Raw genomic sequence first — 13,708 nt, 5'->3', positions numbered from 1 at the left:
TTATTAAAGTTATCAAGTTTATCGAGAAAGGTAACGCGTTAAATCCTCAATGCCTTTTAGGGTCATTGGATACATATGGTTTTCAAAAATCTCTTTAATCCAACCAATTGTTTGTGTGTAATGCCAATACCCGTCTGTTTCAGGGTTTAACCATGCTGTTTTATCAAAATGCTGACGTAAGCGGCGTAACCAAATTTCACCTGCCTCATCATTCATATATTCAACCGAGCCACCTACCGATTTCAGCTCATACGGTGCCATACTGGCATCACCTACCACAATTACACGATAGTCGCGTCCGTAAGTATGAAACAAATCCCATGTATTCATACGCGTAGCTGTTCTTCGGTAGTTATCTTTCCAAACATAGTCATAAAGACAATTATGGAAATAAAAGTATTCAAGTGTTTTGAATTCTGTTTTAGCTGCGCTGAATAACTTTTCACATTGGGCAATATGAGCATCCATTGAACCGCCCACATCAAACAACATCAATACTTTGATTCGATTACGGCGCTCTGGAACCATTTGAACATCCAAGATACCTTGCTTGGCTGTTTCCCGAATTGTTCCGTCAACGTCTAGCTCTTCAGCAGCACCTTGACGAGCAAATTTGCGTAAACGTCGTAACGCAATTTGCATCTGACGAGTTCCAAGGACTTGGTCGTCATCTAGGTTTTGGTATTTACGCTGTTCCCAGACTTTAACCGCCGAACGTTTACGCCCTGGCCCACCAATTCTGACGCCTTCTGGATGGTCACCAAAAGCGCCAAAAGGTGATGTTCCACCTGTGCCAACCATACGGTTACCACCTTGGTGTTTTTTATGCTGTTCGCGTAAGCGTTCCTCTAGCATTTTCATCAGTTCTTCTAAAGAGCCTGCTTTTTGAAGCTCAGCTCTTTGCTCTGGTGTTAAATGCTTTTCGAGAAGTTCTAAATCGAACCAGTCTTTTGGTAATTTATGGACTTGCTTGAGTAACTCATCGATATCAAAGGTTTCTATGCCATCAAAGTAATCTTTCATGGCACGGTCAAACTTATCAAAAAAGCGTTCATCTTTAACTAAAATGGTTTTAGCAAGCTGATAGAACTCTTCCTGATCGGCAAAAACTAAACCTTCACTTACTGCACGGTTTAAGTCAATGAGCTCACGTGTAGTAACTGGAACACCGTATTTACGTAAGGTGTAAAATAACCGCACAAACATGGGTTATTCCCTCCTTTAACGTCGTGACATGAAAGCCAAACGTTCAAGCAGTTGCACATCTTGCTCGTTTTTAATGAGTGCGCCATACAAAGGTGGAATCGCTTTTGATGTATCTCGATTACGTAATACATCTTCAGGCATATCATCTGCCATAAGCAGACTTAACCAATCGATTAATTCTGAAGTAGATGGTGGTTTCTTCAAATTAGGAATTTCACGGAGTTTGAAGAAAACTTGAAGTGCTTCATTTACTAAGGTTGCAGAGATACTTGGGAAATGTACCGAGATAATTTCACGCATAGTTGCTTCGTCTGGAAACTCAATGTAGTGGAAGAAGCAACGACGCAGGAACGCATCTGGTAATTCTTTTTCATTATTTGAAGTAATAATTACGATTGGACGTTGAGTAGCCGTAATCGTTTCGCCTGTTTCATAAACATAAAAAGACATCTTATCAAGTTCATGTAACAAGTCATTTGGAAACTCGATGTCCGCCTTATCAATTTCATCAATTAAAAGCACACAGCGCTCTTCACTGGTGAAAGCTTCCCACAGTTTACCGGGCTTAATATAGTTCTTAATATCGTAAACACGATCATCACCGAGTTGACTATCACGCAAGCGGGACACAGCATCGTATTCATATAAGCCTTGCTGTGCTTTAGTCGTTGACTTGATGTGCCAAGTGATGAGTTTTAAACCAAGACTTTCTGCAACTTGCTCAGCAAGTAAAGTTTTACCTGTACCTGGCTCACCTTTAACCAATAAAGGCTTTTGCAAAGCACGAGCTGCTTTTACAGCAAGTTTAAGACTATCAGTCGCGATATATTGATCTGTACCGGTAAAATGTTGGGTATCAGCAGACATGTAGAGACCTTATTTTTCTATTTCAATGGTTAGATGGAACGCATGCTCTTGTTTGTTGAATATTTTGACCAACAATAGCCAATAACCAAACCTAGACCAACCACAAACAGAATTAAGGATAAATTTGACCAGATTAAAGGACTGTCTTTAGTTAACACACCAAACAGTAAACCAAAAATAGCTGGTGCTACAGATGCATTAGGCCCTTCCGAAACGGTTGGCGTCAATAAAATAGCAAACACAACTAACCAGCTTATTGCGCCAAAAGTAGTAGGTAAGCGACGCATTAAACGCCACCAACACCACAAAGCAATAAGAGCGCCAACGCCATAAGCTGTTAAAGCAATGATTTCCTCAGGAATTGCATCGAGAGAAGAAAGTAATTGATTTAAAACTCCAGCTTGATCTTCACGCACCACGTAAGCCCTCTGGTTCAACTGCATTTGGGTTAATTAACCCTTCTGGCGGCATCTGAATAAAGAAACCTTTTGTTTGTAATGAGTCTAGAACATGTAAAACATTTACACGCGCTAATTTACGTGTTGGAGCCAATTCTAAATGCATGACAAATGTTGCACGACCAAATGCTTGTAAAACAGCTTCTGGAACTTTTTCAAACGGATCGGCTTGCTCCGTATCATCAGGATAGTTTTGACGAGCAATATAAATGTACATTTCATCTTTTTTGCTCGATCTATAAATATCACAGTGCATTTCAAATCAACTCTTGAACTAAGGACAGCATACATGAAAAAAAACAACAGACACACGCAGGTTTGTTTACGCATCAGTCGTTTTTTCTTTTCTTGCGAAATATTAACCCACAACAATCATTAAGGTCGACAAATAACTTTTAATTTTCTAAAGTTTTAAATTTTCTACCTTTAATAACCTATTAATTTTACATAAAAAATCCTTTGAACTACTTTTATAAAATGAAAAAATTACATTTTGAAAACAATCAAACTTTAATTTAACTGAAGTTAATCCAGTTTAATTTATTGAAAATTATAAATTTAATTTAAATTCTGCTTTAAATTAAACCTTGGTAAGTTTTAACTTATGCATACAGGATAAGACATTATTTAACCGATTATAAATTCGGATGTGTTTCAATAACTATAGATCTATAAATAGGAGGTCTATGCTATGTCTCGTGGCGATAAATCATCTTATACAGCAAAGCAAAAGCGTCAGGCTAAACATATTGTTGAGAGTGAGGTAGATAGAGGTCATTCTCAAGAAGAAGCTGAACGTATTGCATGGTCTACCGTCAATAAACAAGATGGCGGTGGTAAGAAAAAATCACATTAAAATTACCACTAGATACTTCTTTGGTTAACTTGATGACTAAAGAAGTATCCTATTAATAACTTTAAAAGACTCTTGAGCCTTGCATATAGTCATTACTCACCTGATTTAACGCACTCAAAATTAAGCTGTCATCTTGAGTAAGTAAGGCCTCATTTAAATGACTCATGTAATTCATTAATGTTTCTTTTGAAGCTCGCGCAAACTCGGTAGTCACTGCTTCATCTTCATATAACATTACATAACTACGAGCAAACCCATAAATAAGATAAGTCGCTGATTTTTGGTTTAGATCTGGAGATTGTTTTAGATACTGCTCACACGCATTTTTTAAGTTTTTAAATGCATCTGTACCAGTAGATTGATTTTTGAAAGATGAAAGTATTGTTTGAAAGTTCATATCCATATTCCACTCAAAAAGTAAAGCTACAGAAGAAGTACAAACCTGTCAAACAATATATTGATTTTTATAAATTTAGATTGTAAAAAAATATAAGAAACGCCCTAAAGTATGGGCGTCTGATAAAAAATTTAGAAACTAACTTCAATATTGACCGTTGTACCAGACTGTTCAATATTAGTTGAAATATTAAAACCTCTAGCTTTTATCTCTTCTTCTACTTGGGTAATATGTTCAGGATGTAAGGCATCTATTGGAAATTGAAACACTGCTCGGCGTTTACCTTCTTTGGAAATTTCCTCGGTTCCAGATAAGATTTTTTCTAATAATATTGTTTGATCAATTTTTACATCTTTAGCATTTTTTCTTGCCTGTTCAGCATTAAAATTATTAGTCATGTTTATCTCTCTAGTTATTAGTAAGCTTTATTTATAGCATAAAAAATTAATTTCAATATTAACTTATTATTGATTTTAAAAACTTTTTAAGATTGCACAAATAAAATTAGAGGCCTCCTCTCCCCGAGAAGGCCTCTATATTTCTGCACCGAAACAAACTTATAGTTATATATTATTTATTTTGAAATTGTTTTTCTTGCTACCAAGAATATACAGACCTGTATATATACGCAATTGAATTTTTCTCATGAATAAAGTTAATTTAATTCAGCATAGGTATATATAATTAAGATTAACTCATATTTATAGTAATTAAACTTTAAAAAAGCCCACTAATATAAAGCAAAGCTAAATAAAAAATTAAGTTCATAAAACTGTGCTTATAAAAGAGTCTTATTTTAAAGTAATATTAACAAGCATTATTTGAATAAATATTAACCAAACAAACTATGTCTTAGATACAAGGAGTTTATTTGAACTAAAAACACCTTTATAAATTTAAAATAAGAGACTTGCCTTCTCTTCTGTAAATAGCTCAATAAGCGGTTTGGTGAGTAATTCGTAACGCCATCCCAACAAGTAATCAGGTAAATCTTGTTCGTCACCTTTAGAAAGCACATGCTGATGAATCGCATTTAACCATTTCTTACGAAGCAAAACTTCTTTTGGAATGGAGGTTTGCTCTATAGCATTAGCAATTAACGCATCCATTTTATCTAAAGTTTCTTTTGAAGTAATTTTAAAAGGTTTAGCAATTTTAGCTGGCCATTGCCCTTCTACTGGTAAGTCTTTTAAAAGATCCAGAATAATCTTGCCATATTCACGAACAACATTTGGACGAATATCTCTGACTTGAGATAATTGAAAATTATTACGCGGATTCTTTTCGACTAAATCAATCATTGTCGAGTTTCTAAGAACAAAACTACGTGGCTGGTTAGTTGCTTTAACTATATGTTCGCGCCATTCACTCAAATTTTGCAACTGCATTAATTGACGACGCGAATGTCTATAATTCCCTACATCTGTATAAAGCAATGAAGTTGGTGTTTCACTAATAATTTCTTTGGTGAGACTACTGCAATCTTCAACAACATAGTCGTAAAGCCCTTTTTGCTTAAGCTGCTCCTGAATATGGGTAGCCAATTGCATAAGATATAAAACATCATTTGCAGCGTAACATAGCTGTTGAGGAGATAAAGGTCTCGCCAACCAGTCTGAACGTGTTTGATCTTTTTCAATGTCAATGTCTAAACAAAGCTTTAAAGCACCTTGATAGCTGACTTGTAAACCATGTCCGAGAAAAGAAAGTCCAACTTGAGTATCAAAAACATTTAACAGGTTTTGTTCATCGGCATAGTGGTAAATTAAATCGATATCTTCACTACATGCGTGAAAAATATTTTGTTGAGCAACAAAGATTTTTTTCCAAAACTCAGTTAAATCTAACGATACCCCATCCAACAAATATACGTTTTCGTTGACATTGACCTGACATACTCCAAGTTTAGGCCAAAGGGTGTCAACCTTAATAAATTCTGTATCAAGTCCATAAGTTGCCAAAATAACTTCTTCAATAGTACCTTGGCTTAAGCGTTGAATTAGGTAAGGAATACCTATTTCCTCTGGCCCGATCCCATCTAAAGGAGAAAGATGACCACCTAATACATGGTATTTGCCACGGAAACTACCACTTTGCTCAATTGCCATCACATCTGCCGGAGACTCAACTACACAAAGCAGTTGATCTTCTCTTTCTGTTGAGGCGCAAATGTCACAAATCTCGTGCTCTGTTAAAGAGTGGCAAACACTACATTCATGAATATAACTTGATGCTTCATGGAGAGCATGCGCTAAAGCAAAGGCACCTTCACGATTTTTCATCAACAGATGTAAAGCCATACGTTGGGCCGACTTCGGTCCAACGCTAGGCAAAATACGTAAAGCTTGAACGAGTTGTTCAAATCTATCACTAAACACTGAATTTCCTTAGAACATGCCTGCTAAACCAGGAGGTAAACCCATACCTGAGTTAGCTTTTTGCATTTTCTCTTCAGAAATTACTTCTGCTTGACGTACAGCGTCATTAACCGCCGCAGCAATCAAATCTTCAATCATGTCTGGTTCATCTTGAAGTAATTCTGGATTAATTTCGATACGTTTTACGATATAACGACCAGTCATTGTTACTTTAACTAAACCGCCGCCAGCTTCAGCATGTACTTCAGTTTGAGCAAGCTCTTCTTTGGCCTTTTTTATATTTGATTCCATATCTTTTTGCATGCGCTGCGCTTGCTGCATGAGCATATTGATATTCATAAACCTAACTCCGTATCTCTATCAAATATGATTGATAGTCACATAACACTTCGGAACTTAAACTCTTTTATTACCCCTACCGATCATCAAGATCATTGAGGTCATTACGTTTAAATCAAAATTAATCCGCAATTCTGACACAATAAATTAATGTTTTCTATTGGTATCTATGAAACTATTTTCGTTAACTCATCCATTTAAAGTTTTCTATACAAAAGTTTTGAGACTTAGGAACTGGTTCTCTAATTTAACTGACACTACTGTGAAGCTTGAAGATTTTTATTGTCAGGTTTGTATTCATTTAAAGGCATTTTCTGAAAAGAGGCATTTGCTTTTTCAATTGAATGATCGGCATCTTCAACTGATTTGTTTGCATCATTAATCAACAACACAGTTTCGCTGATTTGAGTTGGTTCATCTTTTTGGGCAAATACTCCATATCCAATTAAACCAATTGCCCCTATAGCGACTAAAAAAATTATAGGTTTAAGCATGGTTAAAACTCGCTTTGTTATTTTTATTAACTTTAGAACTTTTTTACGTTTCGATTTTAAAGTCATTTATAACAAAATGTAGTTTTTTTATTTCAATCGTTGGTTAAAAGTAAAAGTGAATTTAAAGAAAAGCCATACTAAAATAAGTATGGCTCAGTCTTAAATATATAAATTATTTAGATTAAATCTAATCCGCGTGAGATATCACCAATAATATCGTTAATATCTTCTAAACCAACTGAAACACGGATTAAACCTTCTTGAATTCCTGCTGCTTGTTTGGCTTCAGCAGAAAGTTTGCCGTGTGTTGTTGTCGCAGGATGGGTAATTGTTGACTTCACATCACCTAAATTACCAGTAATTGAAATAAATTTGGTGTTATCAATCACCTTCCAAGCGCCTTCACGTTCACCTTTAACAACGAAAGAAACAATCCCGCCAAAACCATTTTGCTGTTTTGCTGCAAGTTCATGTCCTTCGTGAGTTGGAAGGCCTGCGTAATAGACTTTCTCTACTTTGTCATGGGTAGATAACCATTCGGCAAGAATTTGAGCGCTCTCACAGTGTGCTTTCATACGTAAGCGTAAAGTTTCTAGACCTTTTAAGAAAACCCATGCATTAAACGGGCTCATTGATGGCCCAAGTGTACGGACGACACCAAAAACTTCTTCTAACAACTGATGATTACCGACAACAGCACCGCCTAATGCTCGCCCTTGTCCATCTAAATATTTAGTTGCCGAGTAAATCACAAGGTCTGCACCAAATTTTAATGGTTGCTGTAAAACAGGCGTACAGAAACTATTATCAACTGCAAGTAATGCACCATTCGCATGTGCAATATCTGCAAGTGCTTGAATATCTGCAATCTCAGCTAAAGGATTCGATGGTGACTCAACAAATAAAAGTTTAGTTTCTGGACGTACTGCGTTTTTCCAGTCGTCCAAATCACATAAATCGACAAATGTAATATCTACACCAAACTTGGCAATATATTTTTCAAACAAAGCGACAACTGAACCAAAAACTGCTCTTGAGCAAATAACATGATCACCCGCTTTTAAATATGCCATAGCAACTGACAAAATCGCGCCCATTCCAGAACTTGTCGCAACAGCACGTTCAGCACCGTCTAAAGCTGCTAAGCGTTTTTCGAACATCGATACAGTCGGATTGGTAAAACGTGAATAGATATTTCCTTGAACTTGACCAGAAAATTTTGCAGCCGCTTCAGCAGCATTTTCATATACAAAAGATGAAGTCAAAAAAATCGGTTCGCCATGCTCACCTTCAAAACTACGAGTATGTCCGGTACGAATGGCTAAAGTATCAAGTTGGTATTCTAAATCATCAGACTGGTTCATTAAATGTTCGCCTTTACTGGTCATGTACTAAAAACTATCATCATTTTGAGTGCCTAGGGTATTTAAGGTCAAGGTAAACCTGAAAATTATCGCTTAGACTTCAATCAATCTTTAGTATAGTTGGTAAAACAAGATGAAACGCTTAAAGTCCCTTGTCTCTGAACAAAGTCAAATCAAGCACCTCTCTACCCGACTATTCCACCCCAAAACACTGGTGTTGTCTCAAAGCACGCATTACGAAGTTATTGGTCAATTTAATGAAACTCGCATTCGTTACTATGCTGCTGCTCAAAAGCGCTTTAAAGAACCATTAGTATTTGTTGCACCTTTAGCGATTAATATGGCGATCTATGATTTATATCCTTATCGTTCTCTTATTAAACATTTCCAGAATGCAGGTTTCGACGTATACCTTGTCGATTGGGGACGTTTAGGATTTAAAGATAGACATCTAAACTTTTTATCATTTATTGAAGATTTTATTCCTAAAGCCATCGAGGTAATACGAACGCATTCAGGTAGCAATCAAATTTCACTACATGGATGGAGTATGGCAGGCATATTCGTTACTTTATATACAGCGCATAACCAACCTAATTATGTCAAAAACCTTATAGTGTTAGGCAGCCCTATCAATAGTTATGCATCTGGTTATATTGGAAAACTCTACAGAACCATAAATAATGCTATTAGTCATAATAAAAAACTTCAGCAACGTATTTATTCTGGTTTACCAAAGCGGTTGATCCATACTCCAGGTATTTTAAATTCTTTGGGATTTAAAATTCTTGACCCTAAAGGCTGGTTCGACGGTCATATTCAATTACTCAAAAACCTTCATGACCTTCAATTTGTACAAGAGCACGCTACATTAAGTAGTTTTTTAAACAATATGATTGATTATCCTGGTGGTATTAATCAGGACATGTTATTCAACGTATGGCTACAAAATCCATTGAATCAAGGCTCTATTCAATTAAAAGATAAAAAAATTGAATTAAAAAATATTGATTGTTCTCTTTTAGTCGGTGCAGGTCGTAGCGATCAATTGGTCACAGCAGATGCTGCTCAGCCATTAAGCCAATTAACCAGTAGCCAAGATGTCACCTTTACTCTTATTCCCGGAGGTCATTTAGGACTGATGTCTAGCCAAGCAAGTGCGCAAGAATTTTGGCCTAAACTGGCAGATTGGTTGACGGAACGTTCGACTATAATTTAAAAAACAACTATGAAAAAGCCCTGATATAAAGGGCTTTTTCACTTTTTATAAAACATAACTGTATATTTGATCAGTTTCAAAGATTTCTAATATTAGAAACTTCAACATACAACCGAGCTAAAAAGATATCTTTTTAAATACAAAATACCCTACCTTACTTTCAAAACTCCCGTCTTTTTGAAGGTTGAAATATTTTCTGACGATATCTGATGCATTTTCTTGTAGATACTTAAGCGTTTTTATCTGATCTTCATGTGTTTTCATGCGCTGTACCCAACTATCGAAATCTAGCATGAGCGATTGTTTGTCTAAAGCAGTTAACTCAAAGCCAGCGTCCTCAATGAAGTAAACCCATTCTTTAATACTGTAATTTCTTACATGACTCGGGTCTCGAATCACTTCTATAGTTTGCAAAAAGGTATCTAATATGGGAAAACTTGAGCTAACAATATCAACAAAAATAACGGTACCATTAGGTTTTAAAACCCGGTTTATTTCTTTCATGGCCGTTGGTACATGTTGCCAGTGATGAGCAGAATATCGACTAATGACTACATCAAACTGTTCATCTGTAAAAGGCATATCTTCAGCTATACCTTGTTGTACAAAGATATTCTTTATTTTTCGGTCATTGGCAGCTTTTGAAACAGTATCGAGCATTTCATGAGATAAATCATAAGCAAAAACCAGATCAGCATGATGAGCAACGTTATAAGCCACATGACCACCACCACAACCTAAATCTAAAACAACCGCATTTGGGTATTTCTCAATTTCTTTAATAAATTTATCAAATTCAACCCCTTCAGAATGAGCGGTGCTATTCAAATAACTTAAAGATTTATTGTGGTACTGCTTTAAATTAATCTCATGTTGATTCAACATGGCTTATTCCTCTTTTTCGATAAACTAAACATAGAAGAAAAAGCTGATAAAAAATAATGATTAGTTTTTAAATAATTAATAACCTAAAGTTATCAATAAATCGTAAAATTCCCTATAAAAACAAAGAAACCACCTGCTGGTAGTTTCTTGAAGTAAAGAACAAGTTCATATTGAAAAATTTACTTAGATATAAATTTTATATTGAATTTTCTAGCTTGTTTTCGAACCTCAGGATTATTAGGTAAATTAAATGGACTTGAACGCCATATAGCTTTTTCAATACTTGATTTAAACTTTGGATCTTCTTTATCAAGAAAAATAATTTGCTCAATTTGACCTGTGTCAGTTAAAAAAACTTTAACACTAGCACTCATACCAGATGAAGATGATGGGACATCCCAAGTTCGAAAGATTTTTTTCTGATATTGTTGCTTATATTTTTCAGCTTCTAATATCGTTTTATCATCATTACTTTTTGGTGATGATAATGACTTAGTATTAATTGCGCACCCGCATAATAAAAATATAGAAGTAAAAATAATGATAATTTTCATTTATAAAACCAATTTTTTCAATGATTAAAATTTAACATTTTATCTTTTTAAAAACCACCAAACTGGTGGTTTTATACTTAGCAGCTTTTACTAAATAGAATGCTAGTAAATTTAATATTTCTGCTAATTGACCAGTTTATTTAGTTTAACTATTCAATTTCAAATTCTGTTCACTTATTAAAATGCTACCTCATAACGTGAATTGATATTTGAATGTTCAGGCATGTTAGCAATATCTTGCTCAGTAAAAATTCCATGCTCAGGTACTTTCGTTCCATTAAATGCGGTATTCACTGGAGTAACTGGTGACTTGCTAACATAATTTTCATCAGCTTTATGGGTGAGTGATGCACAACCATTCAGCGTCATTACCACAGCAAAAGCGAATAACAATTTTTCCATACAGCCTACCCATTGTTGTAAAAAACAAAACAATCTATCAAATTAGACAAAAATTGTCATACATTTAAAACGATCAGACTTTGATCGAATTTTAACAAATCTTAATAAAATGCAAACCAATTTGCATAAAATGTTAAATTGTGTAAAATACCTAAATAATTTAACGATATGCTTTAACTTATGGCTTTTCTACTTTTTTTATTTTTATTATTTACATTCGTGCTCCTTTTAAATGCTCACTATAAATAAGTGGAGTATTTAGCTGTAAGCTATTATTTTGATGCATATTTTATTAGTTTAAAAACAAGAATATTTTCTTCTCATTCAGCCAACTTTTCAGTTTAAATTTATACAAAAAATAAAAAGCCCGCTTTGTAAGCAGGCTCTACCCTTTTGATTTTTTGCGCTGATCATTCAGGACTTTTGCTGTTTGTGACAGCGATCGGATATTACACTTATACTTAAATATTAAAAAGAATAATATTATTTAAATTGATGTTTTTACTCATCAAGTTCTATCGGATCACCATCTTCAGGGCGAATATGTCTTGTTCCGTCATCGGCAGGATCAACGCTAGATCCATCCTTAGTGATCGAGTTATACATTTCATCCTCTTTTTTATCGTCTATAAATTCTTCATCTTCAAAATCAAGAGGCTCTTCATCATCTTCAAAGTTTAAAGGCTTTTCTTCATCTATCATGTGATTCATCCTTTTTAAGTTATGTCATTTCATGCTCAATTAAATACAGGATATATTCAACAGTGAACACACATCATTTATGTAACGAACACTTAAGAAATATTAAAAGATATAAAATTAAAAAGATGTTATTCGAAGTACTTTAAAAATTCTTTAATAACAGGCAAACGTTCAAAACTTTCATGAGCGTTCGCTAACCTACCCATTCATGTTTTGACTTTATACAAAAAGCTTTCTTCGACCAAAGTCCCGCATTCGCTCTTGTACCCGTTTGTTTTAGCCATAAACTGCAATGACAGTAATAAATAGTTTTCATTTAAAGAAATATAGAAATTTCTTGATTACATAAACAAGAACCGATGTTACTCATATAGCGTATTTAATTCATCACTATGAAATTTTAATAATCGTTTTAAATATTTATTATGTATATATTTTTATTATTTAATCTAAAATAAAATATAACCAATTGATTTAATTTAAATTTTAAAAAAGATATTGATATGTAAAGCTTTTTTGTATTATAAGATAAAACATGATTTTTAATAACACTTGAGTAATTAATAGTCATTGAAATATTGGGAATAAACCTTATATTGAGTACAGGTTCATACCTTAACTGAGGAAAAGCTCATGAATAAATTATTCGTTGCAGTATTCACTGGAATGGTATCTCTTGCCGGCTTCAGTGCTCAAGCTGCAACACCTGAGCAAGAATGTCAAAAATTGCAAGATGATTACAATTTGATTTATGCATCAAAAGGCTTTTGCTTTAAAGACCAAGATGCTAAAGAAAAATATGGTAATGAAAACTGTCATACGACTAAGCCAAAATTCTCTGATAAAGAGCAGCAACGTCTAGACGCAATTAAAGAACGTCAAAAAGAATTGAAGTGTAAATAGTACTTAAAGGAATAATTCATGGCATATGATGATCAAAATATCTTCGCAAAAATTTTACGTGGTGAACTTCCAGCGATAAAACTCTATGAAGATGATCAAGTTCTAGCTTTTATGGATATTATGCCCCAAGCCGATGGTCATGCATTAGTTATTCCAAAAACTCCTGCAGTAACTTTACTTGATTTACCCCCTGAGGCAGCAGCTTACACCATCCAGATTGTGCAAAAGATTGCGAAAGCAATGGAAACAGCACTAAACCTAGATGGTATTGTTCTCATGCAATTATCTGGGGCCGCTGCTGGACAAACTGTCCCTCACGTTCACTTTCACCTAATTCCAACAAATGTTCACCAGCTTGGTAAACATGCTGCGCAATTAGGAGATCAAGATAAAATCAAGGCCTTAGCCGAAAAAATTAAAGCAGCTCTTTGATTTAAAGAGTTAAAGGCGGAGCTTAGGCTCCGCTTTTTTATTTAAAAAGTGTAATAAAATCAAAACAAAATAAAGTATTTCTAATTCTTATTTGTCATAAAACTGTCATTTCTTCTTCACTCCACTGTCACAAAGTTTACAGATACTTCTTAGCAAGTTGGTGAGCTTCTGTAACTTTTTGTACATAAGCCAACTACAAAATAAAAGTTAGCTAGGCATACGCCATTTAAAAATACCTTTTGGAGAAATCTC

Annotated in this window: 17 protein-coding genes and 2 pseudogenes; 4 read left to right on the top strand and 15 right to left on the bottom strand. The window is 34.6% G+C overall.

The window, feature by feature from the left end; genetic code table 11:
• Positions 1-18: 18 nt before the first annotated feature.
• From B554_RS0117505 to B554_RS0117490, 4 genes are read right to left on the bottom strand one after another with little or no spacing between them, the layout of a single operon-like run.
• The gene (locus tag B554_RS0117505) at positions 19-1,206 is read right to left on the bottom strand and encodes a vWA domain-containing protein (protein WP_019459072.1); all 1,188 of its coding nucleotides are present in this window, start codon (positions 1,204-1,206) and stop codon (positions 19-21) included.
• 15 nt (positions 1,207-1,221) lie between these two features.
• A complete protein-coding gene (locus tag B554_RS0117500; RefSeq protein ID WP_004701808.1) occupies positions 1,222-2,073 on the bottom strand; it encodes an AAA family ATPase in 852 nt (283 codons plus the stop codon).
• Positions 2,074-2,102: 29 nt separating this feature from the next.
• Positions 2,103-2,489: a hypothetical protein gene (locus B554_RS0117495; RefSeq protein WP_019459071.1), complete on the bottom strand. Its 387-nt coding sequence runs from the start codon at positions 2,487-2,489 to the stop codon at positions 2,103-2,105.
• Positions 2,482-2,787 carry a YcgL domain-containing protein gene (locus B554_RS0117490; protein WP_019459070.1) on the bottom strand — a complete coding sequence of 102 codons (306 nt, stop codon included), beginning with the start codon at positions 2,785-2,787 and terminating at the stop codon, positions 2,482-2,484. The genes B554_RS0117495 and B554_RS0117490 overlap by 8 nt, the downstream gene beginning before the upstream one ends.
• A gap of 435 nt (positions 2,788-3,222) precedes the next feature.
• On the opposite strand from B554_RS0117490, the gene B554_RS0117485 reads away from it, so the two are divergent.
• Positions 3,223-3,387, top strand: a complete 165-nt coding sequence (locus B554_RS0117485; RefSeq protein WP_000086293.1) for a hypothetical protein — start codon at positions 3,223-3,225, stop codon at positions 3,385-3,387.
• Between the two features lie 61 nt (positions 3,388-3,448).
• Here the strand turns inward: B554_RS0117485 and B554_RS0117480 are convergent, their stop codons facing one another.
• The 7 genes and pseudogenes from B554_RS0117480 to B554_RS0117445 all read right to left on the bottom strand — a co-directional run bounded on the left by B554_RS0117480 (position 3,449) and on the right by B554_RS0117445 (position 8,359).
• Positions 3,449-3,784 (bottom strand): hypothetical protein, encoded by a 336-nt coding sequence (locus B554_RS0117480; RefSeq protein WP_081400453.1) that lies wholly within the window; start codon positions 3,782-3,784, stop codon positions 3,449-3,451.
• Between the two features lie 131 nt (positions 3,785-3,915).
• Positions 3,916-4,182, bottom strand: coding sequence for a hypothetical protein (locus tag B554_RS0117475; protein ID WP_019459068.1), 267 nt, complete (start codon positions 4,180-4,182; stop codon positions 3,916-3,918).
• 498 nt (positions 4,183-4,680) lie between these two features.
• Positions 4,681-5,736: pseudogene (locus tag B554_RS0117470) on the bottom strand (ribonuclease D); the annotation flags it as partial.
• Positions 5,737-6,162, bottom strand: a pseudogene (gene recR, locus B554_RS19030) (recombination mediator RecR); the annotation flags it as partial.
• 9 nt (positions 6,163-6,171) lie between these two features.
• A complete protein-coding gene (locus tag B554_RS0117460; protein WP_002113538.1) occupies positions 6,172-6,501 on the bottom strand; it encodes a YbaB/EbfC family nucleoid-associated protein in 330 nt (109 codons plus the stop codon).
• Between the two features lie 257 nt (positions 6,502-6,758).
• Positions 6,759-6,995: a hypothetical protein gene (locus B554_RS0117455; RefSeq protein WP_019459067.1), complete on the bottom strand. Its 237-nt coding sequence runs from the start codon at positions 6,993-6,995 to the stop codon at positions 6,759-6,761.
• 176 nt (positions 6,996-7,171) lie between these two features.
• Complete coding sequence (locus B554_RS0117445; protein ID WP_025465269.1) at positions 7,172-8,359, bottom strand: O-succinylhomoserine sulfhydrylase; 1,188 nt, start codon at positions 8,357-8,359, stop codon at positions 7,172-7,174.
• 133 nt (positions 8,360-8,492) lie between these two features.
• On the opposite strand from B554_RS0117445, the gene B554_RS0117440 reads away from it, so the two are divergent.
• Positions 8,493-9,578, top strand: coding sequence for an alpha/beta fold hydrolase (locus B554_RS0117440; RefSeq protein ID WP_019459065.1), 1,086 nt, complete (start codon positions 8,493-8,495; stop codon positions 9,576-9,578).
• A gap of 117 nt (positions 9,579-9,695) precedes the next feature.
• Here the strand turns inward: B554_RS0117440 and B554_RS0117435 are convergent, their stop codons facing one another.
• The 4 genes from B554_RS0117435 to B554_RS0117420 all read right to left on the bottom strand — a co-directional run bounded on the left by B554_RS0117435 (position 9,696) and on the right by B554_RS0117420 (position 12,121).
• Positions 9,696-10,463 carry a class I SAM-dependent methyltransferase gene (locus B554_RS0117435; RefSeq protein WP_019459064.1) on the bottom strand — a complete coding sequence of 256 codons (768 nt, stop codon included), beginning with the start codon at positions 10,461-10,463 and terminating at the stop codon, positions 9,696-9,698.
• A 179-nt stretch (positions 10,464-10,642) separates the two neighbouring features.
• Entirely contained in the window at positions 10,643-11,017 is a 375-nt protein-coding gene (locus B554_RS0117430; protein ID WP_019459063.1) for a cell envelope integrity protein TolA, read from the bottom strand.
• Positions 11,018-11,194: 177 nt separating this feature from the next.
• The gene (locus tag B554_RS0117425; protein ID WP_019459062.1) at positions 11,195-11,419 is read right to left on the bottom strand and encodes a hypothetical protein; all 225 of its coding nucleotides are present in this window, start codon (positions 11,417-11,419) and stop codon (positions 11,195-11,197) included.
• Between the two features lie 501 nt (positions 11,420-11,920).
• Positions 11,921-12,121, bottom strand: coding sequence for a hypothetical protein (locus tag B554_RS0117420; RefSeq protein WP_019459061.1), 201 nt, complete (start codon positions 12,119-12,121; stop codon positions 11,921-11,923).
• A gap of 633 nt (positions 12,122-12,754) precedes the next feature.
• Between B554_RS0117420 and B554_RS0117415 the strand changes: the two genes are divergently transcribed.
• Together B554_RS0117415 and B554_RS0117410 are read left to right on the top strand one after the other, a co-directional pair.
• Positions 12,755-13,024, top strand: coding sequence for a YARHG domain-containing protein (locus B554_RS0117415; RefSeq protein WP_019459060.1), 270 nt, complete (start codon positions 12,755-12,757; stop codon positions 13,022-13,024).
• 18 nt (positions 13,025-13,042) lie between these two features.
• On the top strand, positions 13,043-13,456 hold the full coding sequence (locus tag B554_RS0117410; RefSeq protein ID WP_000312749.1) for an HIT family protein: 414 nt from the start codon (positions 13,043-13,045) through the stop codon (positions 13,454-13,456).
• Positions 13,457-13,708: the final 252 nt, after the last annotated feature.

Origin of the sequence: Acinetobacter sp. GG2, from assembly GCF_000292385.1 — a bacterium.
Taxonomy (GTDB): Bacteria; Pseudomonadota; Gammaproteobacteria; order Pseudomonadales; family Moraxellaceae; genus Acinetobacter; species Acinetobacter seifertii.
This window is presented reverse-complemented; position numbering and strand designations above follow the sequence as displayed.

Coding starts and splice junctions, on each gene's coding strand:
- B554_RS0117505 (WP_019459072.1), bottom strand. CDS start 1,206: ATGTTTGTGCGGTTATTTTACACCTTACGTAAATACGGTGTTCCAGTT.
- B554_RS0117500 (WP_004701808.1), bottom strand. CDS start 2,073: ATGTCTGCTGATACCCAACATTTTACCGGTACAGATCAATATATCGCG.
- B554_RS0117490 (WP_019459070.1), bottom strand. CDS start 2,787: ATGCACTGTGATATTTATAGATCGAGCAAAAAAGATGAAATGTACATT.
- B554_RS0117485 (WP_000086293.1), top strand. CDS start 3,223: ATGTCTCGTGGCGATAAATCATCTTATACAGCAAAGCAAAAGCGTCAG.
- B554_RS0117480 (WP_081400453.1), bottom strand. CDS start 3,784: ATGAACTTTCAAACAATACTTTCATCTTTCAAAAATCAATCTACTGGT.
- B554_RS0117475 (WP_019459068.1), bottom strand. CDS start 4,182: ATGACTAATAATTTTAATGCTGAACAGGCAAGAAAAAATGCTAAAGAT.
- B554_RS0117460 (WP_002113538.1), bottom strand. CDS start 6,501: ATGAATATCAATATGCTCATGCAGCAAGCGCAGCGCATGCAAAAAGAT.
- B554_RS0117455 (WP_019459067.1), bottom strand. CDS start 6,995: ATGCTTAAACCTATAATTTTTTTAGTCGCTATAGGGGCAATTGGTTTA.
- B554_RS0117445 (WP_025465269.1), bottom strand. CDS start 8,359: ATGAACCAGTCTGATGATTTAGAATACCAACTTGATACTTTAGCCATT.
- B554_RS0117440 (WP_019459065.1), top strand. CDS start 8,493: ATGAAACGCTTAAAGTCCCTTGTCTCTGAACAAAGTCAAATCAAGCAC.
- B554_RS0117435 (WP_019459064.1), bottom strand. CDS start 10,463: ATGTTGAATCAACATGAGATTAATTTAAAGCAGTACCACAATAAATCT.
- B554_RS0117430 (WP_019459063.1), bottom strand. CDS start 11,017: ATGAAAATTATCATTATTTTTACTTCTATATTTTTATTATGCGGGTGC.
- B554_RS0117425 (WP_019459062.1), bottom strand. CDS start 11,419: ATGGAAAAATTGTTATTCGCTTTTGCTGTGGTAATGACGCTGAATGGT.
- B554_RS0117420 (WP_019459061.1), bottom strand. CDS start 12,121: ATGATAGATGAAGAAAAGCCTTTAAACTTTGAAGATGATGAAGAGCCT.
- B554_RS0117415 (WP_019459060.1), top strand. CDS start 12,755: ATGAATAAATTATTCGTTGCAGTATTCACTGGAATGGTATCTCTTGCC.
- B554_RS0117410 (WP_000312749.1), top strand. CDS start 13,043: ATGGCATATGATGATCAAAATATCTTCGCAAAAATTTTACGTGGTGAA.